Origin of the sequence: Ureibacillus sinduriensis BLB-1 = JCM 15800 (genome assembly GCF_000772955.1) — a bacterium.
Lineage (GTDB): Bacteria > Bacillota > Bacilli > Bacillales_A > Planococcaceae > Ureibacillus > Ureibacillus sinduriensis.
The window spans coordinates 112153-128501 of sequence record NZ_JPVO01000052.1 but is presented as its reverse complement, the minus strand read 5'-3'; the positions used below and the strand labels follow the sequence as shown (position 1 = coordinate 128501).

14 protein-coding genes are annotated in these 16349 nt (G+C 38.1%); 10 read left to right on the top strand and 4 right to left on the bottom strand.

Annotated elements, in window-relative coordinates; genetic code table 11:
* Positions 1–121 precede the first annotated feature (121 nt).
* The 3 genes from CD33_RS12225 (at position 122) to CD33_RS12215 (ending at position 4198) form a co-directional block, all read left to right on the top strand.
* The gene (locus tag CD33_RS12225; protein WP_036201148.1) at positions 122–1174 is read left to right on the top strand and encodes an NAD(P)/FAD-dependent oxidoreductase; all 1053 of its coding nucleotides are present in this window, start codon (positions 122–124) and stop codon (positions 1172–1174) included.
* Positions 1175–1594: 420 nt separating this feature from the next.
* Positions 1595–2485, top strand: a complete 891-nt coding sequence (locus CD33_RS12220; protein ID WP_036201147.1) for a helix-turn-helix domain-containing protein — start codon at positions 1595–1597, stop codon at positions 2483–2485.
* A gap of 135 nt (positions 2486–2620) precedes the next feature.
* The gene (locus CD33_RS12215) at positions 2621–4198 is read left to right on the top strand and encodes a putative bifunctional diguanylate cyclase/phosphodiesterase (protein ID WP_052130200.1); all 1578 of its coding nucleotides are present in this window, start codon (positions 2621–2623) and stop codon (positions 4196–4198) included.
* A gap of 44 nt (positions 4199–4242) precedes the next feature.
* On the opposite strand, the gene CD33_RS12210 is transcribed toward CD33_RS12215, so the two are convergent.
* Complete coding sequence (locus tag CD33_RS12210) at positions 4243–4443, bottom strand: cold-shock protein (protein ID WP_036201146.1); 201 nt, start codon at positions 4441–4443, stop codon at positions 4243–4245.
* A 431-nt stretch (positions 4444–4874) separates the two neighbouring features.
* On the opposite strand from CD33_RS12210, the gene CD33_RS12205 reads away from it, so the two are divergent.
* From CD33_RS12205 to CD33_RS12185, 5 genes are all read left to right on the top strand, one after another.
* On the top strand, positions 4875–5648 hold the full coding sequence (locus tag CD33_RS12205) for a metallophosphoesterase (protein WP_052130199.1): 774 nt from the start codon (positions 4875–4877) through the stop codon (positions 5646–5648).
* Between the two features lie 166 nt (positions 5649–5814).
* The gene (locus CD33_RS12200) at positions 5815–6261 is read left to right on the top strand and encodes an SACOL1771 family peroxiredoxin (protein WP_052130197.1); all 447 of its coding nucleotides are present in this window, start codon (positions 5815–5817) and stop codon (positions 6259–6261) included.
* A 29-nt stretch (positions 6262–6290) separates the two neighbouring features.
* Positions 6291–8279, top strand: coding sequence for an ABC1 kinase family protein (locus CD33_RS12195; RefSeq protein WP_036201145.1), 1989 nt, complete (start codon positions 6291–6293; stop codon positions 8277–8279).
* Between the two features lie 460 nt (positions 8280–8739).
* On the top strand, positions 8740–9474 hold the full coding sequence (locus CD33_RS12190; protein WP_036201143.1) for a GNAT family N-acetyltransferase: 735 nt from the start codon (positions 8740–8742) through the stop codon (positions 9472–9474).
* A gap of 129 nt (positions 9475–9603) precedes the next feature.
* Positions 9604–10494: a 5'-3' exonuclease gene (locus CD33_RS12185; protein WP_373906698.1), complete on the top strand. Its 891-nt coding sequence runs from the start codon at positions 9604–9606 to the stop codon at positions 10492–10494.
* Between the two features lie 27 nt (positions 10495–10521).
* Here the strand turns inward: CD33_RS12185 and CD33_RS12180 are convergent, their stop codons facing one another.
* Positions 10522–11034, bottom strand: a complete 513-nt coding sequence (locus tag CD33_RS12180; RefSeq protein ID WP_036201141.1) for a C39 family peptidase — start codon at positions 11032–11034, stop codon at positions 10522–10524.
* Between the two features lie 107 nt (positions 11035–11141).
* On the opposite strand from CD33_RS12180, the gene CD33_RS12175 reads away from it, so the two are divergent.
* A complete protein-coding gene (locus tag CD33_RS12175) occupies positions 11142–11861 on the top strand; it encodes a YjjG family noncanonical pyrimidine nucleotidase (RefSeq protein ID WP_036201280.1) in 720 nt (239 codons plus the stop codon).
* Between the two features lie 1163 nt (positions 11862–13024).
* Here CD33_RS12175 and CD33_RS12170 read toward each other — a convergent pair.
* Both CD33_RS12170 and CD33_RS12165 read right to left on the bottom strand, forming a co-directional pair.
* A complete protein-coding gene (locus tag CD33_RS12170; RefSeq protein WP_036201140.1) occupies positions 13025–13228 on the bottom strand; it encodes a 2-hydroxymuconate tautomerase family protein in 204 nt (67 codons plus the stop codon).
* A gap of 109 nt (positions 13229–13337) precedes the next feature.
* Positions 13338–13655 (bottom strand): thioredoxin family protein, encoded by a 318-nt coding sequence (locus CD33_RS12165; RefSeq protein WP_036201139.1) that lies wholly within the window; start codon positions 13653–13655, stop codon positions 13338–13340.
* A gap of 278 nt (positions 13656–13933) precedes the next feature.
* Here CD33_RS12165 and CD33_RS12160 point away from each other — a divergent pair, with 278 nt between their 5' ends.
* Complete coding sequence (locus tag CD33_RS12160; protein ID WP_036201138.1) at positions 13934–16318, top strand: 3-hydroxyacyl-CoA dehydrogenase/enoyl-CoA hydratase family protein; 2385 nt, start codon at positions 13934–13936, stop codon at positions 16316–16318.
* The last annotated feature ends 31 nt before the right edge of the window (positions 16319–16349 follow it).

Here is a 16349-nt window from a genome sequence, read left to right as displayed (position 1 = left end):
GAAAATAATAACGTGATTTGCATAATTTTTATTGAAATTGATTATCATTATCTATATTATTATATTTATTGAGAATTATTATCAGCGAGCGAAAAGTGATAATAAATTTTGGGAGGTTCACATGGAACTATTTGATGTAACGATTATCGGTGGCGGTCCAGCTGGTTTATATAGTGCTTTTTATAGTGGTTTGCGTAATATGAAAACGAAGATTATTGAGGTGCAGCCAGTACTTGGCGGGAAAGTCAATATTTATCCGGAAAAGGTATTGTGGGATGTTGGTGGACAGCCGCCAATGCAAGCACAACTTTTTGTTCAAAATCTGGTGAATCAAGCAAATACGTTTTCTCCGACAATTTGTTTAAACACGAAAGTCGAACAGATCGAGAAACATGGCGATATTTTTGTCATTACAACAAATAACGGAGAAACTCATTATTCAAAGACAATCATCGTTGCAGTAGGCGGGGGGATTTTAAATCCCATTAAACTTGAAATTGAAGGCGCTGAAAAGTATGAAATGACGAACTTGCATTATACAATTTTAGGCTTGGAGCGTTTCCGTAATAAAAAGGTGCTTGTATCAGGCGGTGGAAATGGGGCCATCGACTGGGCGGTGGAACTGCTATTCGTTGCAAAAGAAGTGGTCGTCATTTACCGCAAGGACCAATTAACAGCCCATGAATCACAAGTGGAAAAGCTGAAGGAACATGGCGTGCAAATTATGCTGAATGCTAAAATTCAATCAGTTGTCTCGAATGATACGAAAACCGCAATTGAACAAGTGATTGTTTCACAAAATGGGGACATCCATGAAATACAGGTTGATGACGTCCTCATAAGTCATGGCTACAATCGGGAAGTTTCTTTAACATTCGCGGATGATATTCAACCAATGCGAAAAGATGATTATTACTTGGTTGGCCAAGGACAATGCAAGACTTCTGTACCAGGCATTTTTGGTGCGGGTGACATCATTTCATATGACGATAAAGTGAATTTGCTTATCGGTACGTTCCAGGATGCAGTTCTTGCTGTGAATAATGCCAAGAAATACATTGATCCAAAAGCCGATCAATATGGGATGGTATCGTCTCATAATGAGAAATTTGCAGAGAAAAATAAAGAACTTCTGGAGGAGTTATTCTGTAAAGCAGAAGCAGCTAGCCTGTAATTGCCTCCTTCAGAGGAAATCTATAAAAGAAACCGCGGTATGCAAACATAGCGCGGTTTTTATCTTACCTATATAATAGAAATAAGGAAAAATATAGAAAAAAAGCCTCCTAATATAGGAGGGGTCAATCAACAATTACAGACTGGTTGTTAGAAGGTAGTCATCAAACGAGAAGACTAATCAGGAATGAAAAGATTTAATCGTATCCAATAAACCACATCATAGCTCTAATTTCAGGATTAGTAGTGGCAATGATTGCTACAGCAGCAACAGCTACTAATTTAAAAATAGAAGAAGTCTTTTTCATTAGTCTTTCATCCTTTCCTTAGAAATTTTATTATAATGAAATTGTACTAGAGAAATTTTAAATACAGATGTAATGTAAACTATTTTATACATATCAAAGAGAGGGAGATTGTAATGGAAATCGGACAAGTCATAAAGTATATCCGAACAAATAAAAAAATTACCCAACAAGATTTGGCTAATGCAATTGGAATGACACGCCCCTATATAGCAAGGATTGAGTCAGGTAAAAATAGCATATCCTCAGATAAATTAACAGAAATTCTTGAGTATTGCAATGTGACATACAATGAATTTTTCTACATAAAAAATGATTATACCAAATCATCTAAAATGAATGAGTTTAATAGGGTAATTGAATTGTACTATGACAAGAAATTAGATGAAATATCTAAAATTAAAAATAAGGTTAACGAGCAATATATGGAAAGTGGGGACATCTTTCTTAGGCATTTATATATTCTTTGCCATTGTATGGAGAATGATCTTGATCCCAAGAAAATTAAAGAAGAATATATTAAGGAAATTACTGACTACTTATTAAGTATGGATGAATGGTGTTACCATGAGCTAGTAATTTTAAATAATTTCATTTTTTTATTTCCTCCAGAAACAGCATTCTTAATGACAAAGAACTTACTTTATCGTGCGGATAAATACAAAGGCTTAAATTTAGATAAAAATATGCTTAGTTATTTATTCTTCAACTTATTAGAGTTTAGTTTTAAATACGATGGCTATCAATATTCAAAAATTGTATTAGAGGCAACAAAAAAATATTATAAGAAAATCTCTGATTTCTTTGAACAAACATTGATCATCTATTATGAAGGACTGCTGAATATCGTGGAGGATTCAATCGAGGAAGGGATGGAGAAGTGTAATCGTGCCTTCATCATTTTCGAAACTTTGGGGCATGAACAGATTCTTCAAAAATATAAAGCGGATTTAGAAGATTTGTTAAAAAAAGTGGAAAAGAAAGATTCCATAGTTGAAGAAGTATAAAATAGTGTACAAAAGGTAATATCCCCCCATAAGTGCGCTTTAATAAAAAGTAACTAATTATGAAAATTTACCATACCAATTTACCTAATGTTTTTTCTGATTATTAGTTATTTTGATTTAATGAGGGGGGCAATGATGCATAGTTATTCATACCTGGACCGAAAGAAGATAGTATATATAGTATGTGGATTAGTAATCTTTGCACTTATACGTATTTTGCTCATTTCTAGAGAAAATTCGTTTTTAAATAGTATATTTATAGCCGCCATTGCTATATCGCTGCTTTATTTCGCAATTTATGTAACTTCAGTTTACGGGAATAACGTTAAAACTTCACGAAGTAATGAACGAAAGTCAGCTAATTCTAATAAAATGAAACCTTTTATATCTTACCATGAAGAGGCAACAGCACTTTCAAATGAACGCTCCGTAATAGAAAAAATGAACGATCAACTAAAACATGATGGCTCTAAAAAAGCACTTCTTATTTTTGAATTGGACCGTTTCTTCTTATTTAAAAGCTCTCTCGGTTCCATGTACACCAAACGCATTTTGGATTTGATGGCTGAGCGGTTGCTACAGAATTTTCCACTTTCTCAGATTGGAAAGGTAGAAGAGGATCAATTTCTAATATTGCTTGAAAATGGAATAGAAAAAGAAGAACTGATTGATTTGTGCAAGCAGCTTACTCAATCGATGGAGAAGCCGTTTTGTATCGAGCATCTCACTCTTCATACATCGGTCAATATCGGAATTGCCTACTATCCAGATAATGCCCAAACAGCAGATGGATTATTGAAAAGCGCCCAACTTGCAATGTATGAAGCAAGAAATGGTCCGGAACAATGGACTTTTTATGATCAAGAACTGTCCAGTGTCCGAAAGCAAATGCTGCTGTTGGAAAACGATCTGCATCAAGCGATTCAAAACAATGAATTCATTTTGCAATATCAACCCCAGTTGAAATTAAAAACAAAACATGGTATTGCTATGGAGGCTCTCATAAGATGGGAGCATCCTGAAAAGGGACTTATTCCTCCGTCAGACTTTATCCCGATTGCCGAAGATTGTGGTCTCATTGTCCCGATAGGAAAGTGGGTACTAGAAACAGCTTGCAGACAAACAAAGGAATTACAGGAATCTTTGGGGCATCCTGTCACGGTTGCTGTCAATCTATCATTGGGTCAGCTTTATCACGAAAACTTTGTGGAAGTTGTTAGTGCAGTCTTAGAGGAAACGAAGCTTCCACCCGAGTGTTTACAGCTTGAAATAACAGAAACGATGACAATGGATAAGAACCTTTTAGTGCCGATTCTGAATGACCTAAGGGCTCTGGGAATCACCATTGCTTTGGATGACTTTGGAAAAGGGTATTCATCCCTTTCTTATTTGAAGGATTTACCTATTGATTGTTTGAAAATTGATCGGGCTTTTGTAAAGAATATGAGTGAAAAAGGTCATGAGCCGCTGGTCGACTTTATCATCTCGATGGCAAAGCATTTAAAATTGAATGTGGTTGCGGAGGGGATCGAGACGATGGAACAGTTTAATTATTTCGTCAATAGTGAATGCGATGCAGTGCAAGGCTATTTAATCAGCAAACCGTGTTCTTATGAGGCAATCGTGAAAAATTGCTGTTCCGTAAAAAAATATGAGTTTTGTTGTGAGACACAGTCGGATTATTATTGCTTGATCAAACAAATATTTAATTAAAAAAAGGGCAATCTCTTTAAAAGAGATTGCCCTTTGAGCTTCAATTATAGTTTAGTTACGTTAGAAGCTTGTGGTCCGCGGTTTCCTTCTTCAACTGAGAATTCAACTTTTTGACCTTCTTCTAAAGTTTTGAAACCGTCGCCTTGGATTGCAGAGAAGTGTACGAATACATCGTTTCCACCTTCAACTTCGATAAATCCAAAACCTTTTTCTGAGTTAAACCATTTTACTGTACCTTGTGTCATATTAATAGACCTCCAAAAATTTAATCAATAATCAATTACTTCAAAATACTATAAAAAAATTCACACATTACAAAAAGTACCGAACGTTCACGATTACTTTTTGTAACATGTGAATTCATTAGATATGAAGCAATATAATTATTATAGTATTCATTATACAAGGGGATTACAGGATTGTCTAGAGAAAAATAAAAAAAAATTAAATTTCTTTGCGAATCTGTATGGACCAAGCTGGAGAGCTTATCCGTACATTAGGAAACAAATACGTAATTTGTTAAATAAATACTTTAAACTCATTTTCATATAGATATAAAATATTTTCCAACTGAATATGATATAGTAGGAATAGAATGAATTATTAGACTATAAGGTGGTTATTAAGGGTATCAACAACTAGTAAGAAGCTGTTTATGTAAATGGGGTGTATGTATTTGGATAAAGTTTTCGCAATAGGCGATATACATGGTTGTTATAGTTTGTTGGAATCCATTTTATCGCGATGGAATCCAGTGGAAGAACAACTTGTCTTTCTAGGGGATTATCTCGATCGGGGACCGGAGAGTTTGAAGGTTTTACAAAAAGTTATGCAGCTTTCCCAGGACTATGATGTTGTCACCTTGAGTGGGAATCATGAACGACTGTTTTTGGGCTGGCTCGAAAAACCCGAGGAACTATCAGAATATTACTTTAATCCGAAGGTTGGAGGAGCGGCAACGGTTCAAAGCTTTATCAACAATCCTGCATTCAACATCGCCACAAGCAATTATTCGGTAAAAGAGCTGACAACTAAAATCCAGAAAGAACAGACAAAAGTCATCGAGTTCATAAAAGTCTTGAGACGTTTTTACTTATGGGGGCCATTTCTCTTTGTCCATGCGGGAATTTCGCCTTTGGAAGAGAATTTCCGGGATACTAGGGAAGAGGATTTTTATTGGATCCGGGAAGAGTTCTATAAAAATCCCCACAAAGCAAAAGAAATCGTTGTATTTGGACATACGCCGACCGTTTTGTTAAATGAAGACAAATCAAGCGATGTATGGTTATCACCTTGCCAAAAAAAGCTTGGAATAGATGGCGGAGGGGCCATCTTTGAACAAGGTCAGCTTCATGGGGTGGTTTTTACAAAAGGTTCAAGAGAGATCACCATTCATTCTGTCGGACTAACTACGGAATTAACAACAAAAACGAAAGAGCTAACATTATAAAAGATTATGCTTCTCTGCTGTATGGATTTGTATGATGTGATTGCCGAGGATTCGCTATAGGTGGATCCTTCTTTCATTTCTGAAAAATGTTTCAGTACATGCAAAGGTTAATGCTTCTGAACCCGAGGTGAGGGATGGTATAGTAAAACTAGTGAGGTGGAAGAAAATGACTAATAAAGTTGAACATATTTTTAAGCTGCAAACAAGTTGGTCTGGAGGAAGAAACGATAGCGGAGTAATCCATTGTGAAAATTTAAAAACGACAATGTCCATTCCGCGTGAAATGGGGGGGCCTGGACTTGGTACAAACCCCGATGAGTTACTTTTAAGTGCCGCAGCCAGTTGTTATATTATTTCTTTAGCTGCCATGTTGGAACGTTCCAGTGTAGAAGCGCGTCTATCTCTTCAATCCGATGGTATTGTCCAGGTGGAAAATAATATCTTTACATACAAACAAATCGTTCATCATATCGGGATATCGTTAAGTGAACCAAGCGATACGAATAAACGAATTGCGCAGCGGCTAGCTGTAAAAGCGGAAGAAAGCTGCATGATTAGTAAAGCGTTAAGAGGGAATGTAGAAATCATAGTCGATTGCAAGATAACGCAATAGAATTGAAAGACAGAAAGCGAGTGTAGGGAATGACCATACTAAAACCGATTCTACTAATCTTACTCGTGGCCGTTTTTACCTTTTTTATAAGCGGTCGATTGATTGGGGCGAATGTTAATCTTTTTAAAAGGGTATTGTCGGTTGTTATAAGTGTCTCATTTACCACATTTATCTACTGGTACACGTATTTAAAGGGAAAGGAATATACCTTTGATACGGTCAATAGTGTAGTAAATGTTTCCACCTTATTATGGATTGGCAGCATGCTCTTAATTTCGATGCTGATTTATTTGTTCTTTGAACTATTCGATCCAATAGCCTTTGATGAAAAATCTGGCAGACACCATGGGAAAAAGTCTCTGGTCAAAAAAATAGTCGGCTATTGGCGACACCAAAAGAGGTTGCGCAATGTTGTGAGAATAGCCGTAACAAATGGGATCACAAGAACAGTGAAGTATGCAAGAAATCGTGATTCCGACCGTGAATTAGCTGTGGCACTGCGTGAAACACTTGAACAATGTGGCGGTATTTTTATTAAATTTGGACAAGTGCTTTCTACCCGCAAAGAATTGTTTTCACCAATCTTTATCGAAGAACTGGAAAAACTGCAGCAAAATGTCACAACCCTTTCCGATAACCAAGTACACGAAATTCTGAAACAAAACTTGCGCGGCGAAGTAGATGAGGTATTTTCCTACTTTAATAGAACACCGATTGCAGCCGCCTCCATTGGGCAGGTACATAAAGCGGTTTTACGTCAAACAAATGAGCAAGTGGTCGTCAAATTATTGCGCCCGGATGTCAAAGACATTATGAGGGAAGATCTAAGCATTTTAATGGAATTCGCCAATTGGATTACAAGTAAATCCCAATGGGCGGAAAGTATGGGCTTCCTCGATTTGGCAGAAGGATTTGCGTCTTCACTGAGGGAAGAGATTGATTTTAAAATCGAAGCCCGCAATATGACTCAAATTTCTAATGTCATGAAGAAAAGTGATTTAAGGGTCAACATTCCAAAAATCTATGATGAATATAGCAATGAGAATATTTTAGTAATGGAACTGGCAAAGGGTGTAAGTGTTGCCAATCTCCCACAAGAAACAGGGATGAGCCGACATAATATTGCCGAAACTTTACTTTTCTCCTATTTAGAACAAGCTTTGGTTTCGGGCATTTTCCATGCAGACCCTCATCCAGGCAATATTTATTATGACCCAACGACGAGAGAGATTTCTGTACTGGATTTTGGTGCAGTTTGCCGTTTATCGGCTTCTCAGCAAGAAGGGTTGAAACTCTTCTTTGTCGGAATACAGCAAAGCGATTCGGCTATTCTATACGATGGCATTTCATTACTGGTTAAGAAGCGCAATGATGTAGATCGTGGGGAATTAGAGCAGGCTATAAGTCAAATCTTGCTGAAGATTTCTTATGTGGAACGAATTCGGACAGATGAAATCGTCTACTCCATCTTTTCGGTCATACGGGATTTCGGGCTGCAATTCTACCCTTCGGTAAGCCTTGCCTTACGAGTGATTGTCACTTTGGATGGGACATTGCGAATCATTGACCGCCATTTTAACATCTTTGAGGAAGCGAAAATTTATTCCAGTAATTTTTTGAAAGAAACATTGAAAAAACCTTTCAAGGAACCGCACGCAACGAAAGAGAGAATAGAAGAAGAACTGGCACTGATGCTGCCGAATTTGCGTAAGATTCCTCGCAGGGTGGATCAATTGTTTAAAAAAGTCGAAGATGGAAAGGTAATTTTGCACCATGATATCTTCTCCGATAAAAACAATAAAAATTTCGTCACACAATTATTTTCAAGATTTGTCTTACTGTTCGTAGGTATTACGTTCGGCGTTATTTCCGTGGCTCTCCTTGCCATCTCTCAAGTCGTCCACACGGCGTACGCAATCTACATGAATATAGCCGCATACTTTGGTCTATTTTTATGTGCCGTTCTACTCGTCCGCTTATCCATCCAAGCTATCCGCGATATGAAACAAATTAAATAAATTGTATGAACCCTTTTCGCTTGCCGGAAAGGGGTTTTTTTATTTTGAATTTATTTACTTTTTTAGGGATAGGATGTCGAATTATTGTCAATAACTGGATTATATATAATGAGAGATTCTATTAATCACTCTATTATTCCAACTGATTAGAAAGGAGTGGAAAGACCGTAATGCTAATGTTTGGGTAATTATCAGAGATGGTGAATAAATTATATTATAAAAATTTCTTTAAATCACCGACGATTCATTTTTTCTTTGTTTAATGACGAATTATCAATACCGAAATGAATTTTAATTTATTCCCTAGGAAATATTTAGCTGACCAGAACTGCAGAAAGATATAGTGGGAAAATGAATTTACCTTAAATTCAGAAATTTTTGACCTATAGTCAATCTATTAAAATAAATCACCCAATTATATTTTTGACTATAAAAAATATGTTAAAGGAGGGTATTGTACATGTTGAAAATCAAAAGGAAATTATTTATTTTGCCAGTTGAGCAGGTTTATTTTCAAGAATCGAAGTGTGATAACAGATATGAACCGAAATTGATCAATTATATTCATGTTGTAAAACCGAGCCGCAAGCTTCAGGGAAAGAAAACGCTCCATATAAATTTAAGTGAGGAAGAACGTACGCCAATTAATAGAATGTCCGAGCAACTAAAGATTCTATTGGACAAGGTGAAGGAAGAGAAGTGGGATATATCTAGATCGACGCATCCTACCGATCAAGAAATTGAGGAATTTCAACAATTTTATAATTTGAATGCCAAACAAAACGATATTCGAAAAATGAACAACTTTGATGTGGAGACGCTGAAACTACTTCGTGACCAAGGCGGACTCGTCTTGACGAAGCTGGAAAATGAACAAAAAAGGCCCATTTGTTTTCGGATTTATGTTGTTGGCCAGAATATGGTTATGGCACTATATAATGACGGACAAGACCCACAGTGTAACACAAAAAGTGAAAATGCGAATCATCTTCTATGCTGGGAGAACATGAAGTATTTTGGCGAGCAAGGATACCTCATTTATGATTTTGGCGATGCCACGCATTTGAGGGAGTTGCAGGAGAAATTTGGCGGAAAGGTCGTCACGGTTTTCTCAGGGTGCATTACAAAGTCGTTGTTTAGTCAATTCCTTCTGCACCTTAATCTAAAAGGAATGAAAAAACGTCTGAGCTTTTAAATAGAGAATCAATTTCCATTTATCCCTACAGTATATTGATATGCGAATTAATTAACAATTTTATTGTCATCTAATCTTGTTTTAATTTTGTTATAATAAGACCAATAGATTTAGAGAGGATTTTTCATGATGACTACTATAAAACCGCATCTTTTGATTGTTGATGGAATGGCACTGTTGTTTCGTTCCTTTTTTGCCTCGAGCGCGATGGGGCACTATATTCGTTTGGCTGACGGAACACCGTCAAACGGGGTGCAAGGCTTTGCCCGCCATGTATTAACTGCACAATCGATCTATAAACCGACGCATTTAGCCGTTTGCTGGGATATGGGGGCACAAACATTCCGGAATGAAATTTTCGATGGCTATAAAGCGAATCGTCCGGCACCACCCGAAGAAATGCTTCCTCAGTTTGATATGGCAAAAGAAGTATCGGAAATGATCGGATGGCAAAACTTTGGTGAAATTGGAATGGAAGCCGATGATATGATCGGTTCCATGATAGAGAAATGGAAGGATGAAGCCTCGATTACGGTAATTTCCGGTGATAAAGATTTGCTCCAGTTATTGAACCCATCAACACAAATTGCCTTTACAAAGAAAGGATATTCTGAATACGATGTTTATTCGGAACAACGCTTTAAGGAAGAGTACTTGATCGAGCCGTACAAATTCGCTGAAGTGAAGGCTTTTATGGGCGACACAAGTGACGGATATCCTGGTGTTAAAGGAATCGGACCTAAAACCGCATTACAGTTGATTCAGAACTACGGATCCATCGACGGGGTGCTTGAAAACCTGGATGCTCTTAAACCTGCCCAACGCAATAAGATTAGCGACAATCTTGAAATGCTCAAGCTATCCCATCAACTAGCCAAGATTGAGAGGGAAATGCAAATCGACGCCGCATTGGAAGAACTGACATTAAATGATTACGCACAAGAAACTTTTGATCGTCTTCAAGAAAAAGGGTACAGCCTGATTGCAAAACATGCAAAAACTTTATATTCATTGGTGTAAATTGATGAGCCGGGGTGATTTTTTTAATCACTTCGGCTCTATTTTTACGAAACTTAATACTTTATAGTTTTCCGCATAGCGAACCTTGCTAATTTGGCTTTCTCGATTTCGTCCGCCATTATCATGAAGAATCAAGTATAGTTCGTTATCTGTGAGTTCATATCCAATCAGAGGGACCCAATGGTATTTGAATGTTGGTTTTGCGAACCATTGGAAAGAAAAGTGTTTATCAAACTTCATGGCAACGGGCCTTCCAGCTTCGAGTTCTTTCAAGCTTTCGGCGAGTGTACAGCGTGATATATTCCAGCTTGAGCCTAATAGTTTTCGTAAGTTTTTTATGAGGCGCCATGAAAATAATCCAATTCTCGTTCCGCCAAGCAGCTTATAAAGTTCATTGATGTCTTTTTCCGTTGATGCCTGATGAGCGTGATAATTTAATATGACAAATACTGTAGTTGGCCCACAGGCAGAGTTTTGAAACTTCGGGTTTACGTCCATGCTATATTGAGATATGCCTTGTACATTTAGCTGGATTTTCATTTTATCACCTCTTTTTATATCATATGGGATATAAGGGATGGTGTACAAAAGAATGCTATAATTTTATTAGGAATATATATATTGAGTTAGAAATAAGGGGGAGCAGCATAGTGAAATACAACACCTTGTTATTTGATTTGGATGACACATTACTGGATTTTCGGGCATCGGAAGAAGTGGCCCTTCAAAAGCTATTCAAAGACCAGCAGTATACATTAACACCTGAAATAAAAGACAATTATAAAAAATTGAATTCGTCCTTATGGAAAGCCTATGAAAATGATGAAATAGATCGTGAGGAAGTCGTGAATACACGTTTTGCCCTTCTATTTCAGCACTATGGAATCGAGGTGGATGGGGTCGCTCTGGAACAGAACTATCGAAAGTATTTATCCGAGGGGCATCATTTAATGGAAGGTGCTGTGGAATTGATTCAAAGACTACATACGGAATTCGACTTATATATTGTGTCAAATGGAGCGTCCTACACGCAGCATAAACGGTTGAAAGATTCGGGTCTTGCCCCGTACTTCAAAAAAGTGTTTGTCTCAGAAGATACTGGCTATCAAAAACCAATGAAAGAATTCTTTGATAGTGTATTTTCTCAAATTGAAAACCTCGACTTGAAGAGGACCTTGATTATCGGCGATTCCTTCAGTGCCGACGTAACGGGCGGCTGGAATGCCGAAATCGATACATGCTGGATCAACTTGTTGGAGCAGGACTTTCAACACCCTGTAATTACCCCAACTTATGAAATCCGCAAACTAGCAGAAATCTACGAGCTATTGGGGATTGAGAGCCATAAGCTTGGTTCGAGTTTATAATGAATGATTAGGGCAAGAGGGGGATACTGTGATTTAAATAGCTGTTGTTTTGATAAATATGGCTAAAGAGCACGGGAAGTGCCATGAACCAAGCTGTAAAGTGACAAACCGGGCTGAAGGGTCAGGGGAAGTGTCCCGAACCAAGCTATAAAGTGACAAAACAAACTGAAGGATGAGGGGAACTGTCACAAAGCAAGCTGTAAAGTGACAAACCGGGCTGAAGGTTCAGCGGAACTGTCCCGAAGCAAGCTGTAAAGTGACAAAACCAACTGAAGAATCAGGGGAAGTGTCATGAAGCAAGCTGTAAAGTGACAAAACAGATTGAAGGGTCAGGGAAAATGTCAAGAACCAAGCTGTAAAGTGACAAACCGGGTTGAAGGGTCAGTTGAAATGTCCCGAAGCAAGCTGTAAAGTGACAAAACCAACTGAAGAATCAGGGGAACTGTCCCGAAGCAAGCTGTAAAGTGACAAAACAGATTGAAGGGTCAGGGAAAATGTCAAGAACCAATCTGTAAAGTGACAAACCGGGTTGAAGGATCAGGGGAAGTGTCACGAAGCAAGCTGTAAGGTGACAAAACCAACTGAAGAATCAGGGGAAGTGTCACGAAGCAAGCAGTAATGTGACAAAACAAATCGAAGGGTCAGTTGAAATGTCACCAAGCAAGCTATAAAGTGACAAAACAAATTGTAGGATGAAGGAAACTGTCCCGTAGCAAGCTGTAAGGTGACAAAACCAACTGAAGAATCAGGGGAACTGTCCCGAAGCGAGCTGTAAAGTGACAAAACAAACTGAAGGATCAGTTGAAATGTAACGAAGCAAGCTGTAAAGCGACAAAACAAACTGAAGGGTCAGTTGAACTGTCCCGAAGTAAGCTATAAGGTGACAAAATAAATTGTAGGATGAGGGGAACTGTCACAAAGCAAGCTGTAAGGTGACAAAACAAATCGAAGGTTCAGTTGAACTGTCCCGAAGCAAGCTATAAAGTGACAAAACCAACTGAAGAATCAAGCAAAATGTCAAGTACCAAGCTGTAAAGTGACAAAACCGAAAATGTCCCGAACCAGGCTTTTATAGGACAGAAGATACTGCAGGTGTTGAAAGAAGAGAAAATACTTTAAATTAAAAAAAGTGGAAAATGAAATTTTCCACCTCATACAACCAACTATTTTCCTTCTTTTCTTCTTTTTGTTACAGTTTCCCCGGCGATGCCCCAATTGTCAGTGTCGACTTCGTCTATGACAACTACTGTCGTGGCTGGATTTTTACCGAGTACGTCCACCAGCAATTGGGTTGCTCCCTTGATGAGGGCAGCTTTTTTTTCTGGTGTCACATCTTCATTTGTAATCTTGATATTTACATAAGGCATCTTATCTATCTCCTTAATGTTCATCTAGTATTTATCAACATGGGCGCAACTTAAAAGAAAAAGCTATGAATAGAGTAGCAATACCTATTCATAGCTATCAATCTAACAATTAGCCTTGTGCGTTCAGGAATTCTTTTACATCTTCCGGAGATTTTGCGTTCGCACTGTGTAAGTGAGCCAATTTTTCACTGTTTTTGAAGATTAATAAACTTGGAATACCCATTACTTGATATTTTTCTGCTAATTCAGGAAAATCATCACGGTTAATTTCATACCATGTGTATTGGCTGTATTCTTCAATGATTGGATCAATAAACATATTCATGCGTGTGCAGTCCGGGCACCAACCTGCATAAAATTTTACGATAACCGGTTGTTCTGAAGCGATAATTTCGCTGAATTGCTCATTTGTTGTAATGTTTTGCATAATAATCACTCTCCTTATATGTAGTGTACACATTTTAAATTAAGGGGAAAAGTAATTTGACTTAATGAACAATGATTCATAAAATATTAACCAATCTAGTAATTATATAATAAATCAATCATATTTTTAGAAAATTAAGTTAAAATATATTGCTATATTTAAGGAAATCATCTACACTAAGAACAGAAAAAGTGTTTTAATGAATTGAAATCAGTGAATTTATTTTTTTTCGTTATAAAATGAATGAGTATTCATTCAAGGGATTAAGGGGGATGTTTATGTCTTACAAAATTCAAAAAGCGGCAGTACTCGGTTCAGGGGTAATGGGATCTGGAATTGCAGCACATTTGGCGAATATCGGGATTCCTACATTATTATTGGATATTGTTCCAAGAGAGTTAACAAAGGATGAAGAAGCGAAAGGGCTTACATTAGAACACCCTGCTGTTCGAAATCGCTTTGCGGCGAGTGCGGTTCAAAAGCTATTGAAACATAAACCAGCACCACTCACTTCAAAGAAAAATTTAGCGCTTATTACTGCGGGGAATTTTGACGATGATTTAGAAAAAATCAAAGAAGTAGACTGGATTATCGAAGTGGTCGTAGAAAATCTGGACATTAAGAAGAATCTATTTGAGCGGGTGGATTCAGTCCGTAAACCTGGGACAATTATTAGTTCGAATACATCCGGCATTAGTGTGAACGCCATGGTTGAAGGGCGTTCGGAGGATTTCCAGACGCACTTTTTAGGCACGCATTTCTTTAATCCACCAAGATACTTAAAACTTTTGGAAGTCATTCCAACCAAACAAACTTCACCTGAAGTTGTATCCTTTATGAAAACTTTTGCCGAAGATGTGCTGGGGAAAGGTGTGGTAATCGGGAAAGATACGCCAAACTTTGTTGCAAATCGGATCGGCACATACGGATTGTTGATTACGCTAAGGGAGATGTTGGACCGTGGCTATTCAGTCGGTGAGGTCGATTCGGTGACCGGCACACTAATTGGCCGTGCGAAATCAGCAACTTTCAGAACTTTGGATGTAGTGGGACTAGATACTTTCCTGCACGTGGCCAAAACGGTCTTTGATCAAACAAATGGCGAAGAACAAAAAGTGTTTGAACTGCCGGAAGTAATGACAAAAATGGTGGAAAATGGCTGGTTGGGTGCGAAATCCGGGCAAGGTTTCTTCTTGAAAAAAGGTAAGGAAATACTTGAAATCGATCCTGCTACGATGGAGTATGTGCCGGCGAAAAAGTTACAGACACCTTCCATTGAAATGGCAAAACAAACAAAAGGGCTGTCAAATAAAGTTAAGACTCTAGTTTATGCCAACGATCGTACAGGTGAATTATTATGGAACATCTTCGCTCCAACATTAATTTACTCCGCGGAAATGACAGGTGTGATTGCGGATAGTATTGTTGAAATCGACAATGCCATGAAATGGGGATTCGGCTGGTCACAAGGTCCATTTGAAATGTGGGATGCCATCGGGGTGAAACAGTCTGTAGAAAAAATGGAATCCGAAGGCCGAAAAGTCCCTGGCTTCGTTAAGGAATTTTTATCTCAAGGCTTTGAATCGTTCTATGCAGAAATAGATGGCGATTTGGCTTATTACAATGGGGCTGAATATGTCAAGGTCCCGGTTAATGAAAAAGTAATCGACTTAAAACGCTACAAGAAAAAACATGGTGTTATTAAATCAAATTCTGGTGCTAGCTTAATAGATTTGGGAGACGGGGTTGCATTACTGGAGTTCCATTCCAAATCAAACGCAATCGGTCTTGATATTATTCAAATGCTCAACTTTGCAATAGATGAAGTGGAGGACAATTATAAAGGGCTTGTTATCGGAAACCAAGGAAAAAACTTCTGTGTCGGTGCTAACCTAGGCATGATATTGATGGAAGCCCAAGATGACAATATTTTCGAATTGGATTATACAATCCGTACATTCCAAAAAGCGATGCGAAGGGTGAAATACAGTTCAAAACCGGTTGTTGCTGCACCTTTTGGGATGACGTTGGGTGGAGGATCGGAAGTTTGTTTACCGGCTGCCCACATTCAAGCATCCAGTGAAACGTATATGGGCTTGGTTGAAGTAGGAGTAGGCTTAATTCCAGGTGGCGGTGGCAACCTGGCTCTCTATGAAAAATTCCTGAAAGGTCTACCAAACGGAGTAGAAATTGATTATCAAGCAATTGCCAATAAAGTGTTTGAAACAATTGCGATGGCTACTGTTTCTACATCAGGCGAAGAAGCACGCGATAATAATTTCCTAAGCTTTGCCGATGGAATTTCAGTTAATCCGGACCATTTAATCTATGATGCAAAACAGGCTGTAATTTCGCTTTGGGATGCCGGCTATACTGCACCGGCCGCTAAAAAGGTGAAGGTAGTTGGAGCTCCGGGCTATGCAACGCTTTTACTTGGAGCACAAGGTATGTTCCAATCAGGCTTTATCAGTGAGCATGACCTGAAAATTGCGAAGAAGCTGGCTTTTGTCATCGCTGGGGGTCTTGTGCCATACGGAACAGAGGTAACGGAGGATTATTTATTAAACTTGGAGCGAGAGGCATTTTTACAGCTTATAGCCGATCCGAAGTCCCAAGCGAGAATGCAGCACATGCTAATTAAAGGTAAGCCGCTGCGTAACTAAACTATGAATCTGAATCGGTATAAAAATTGAA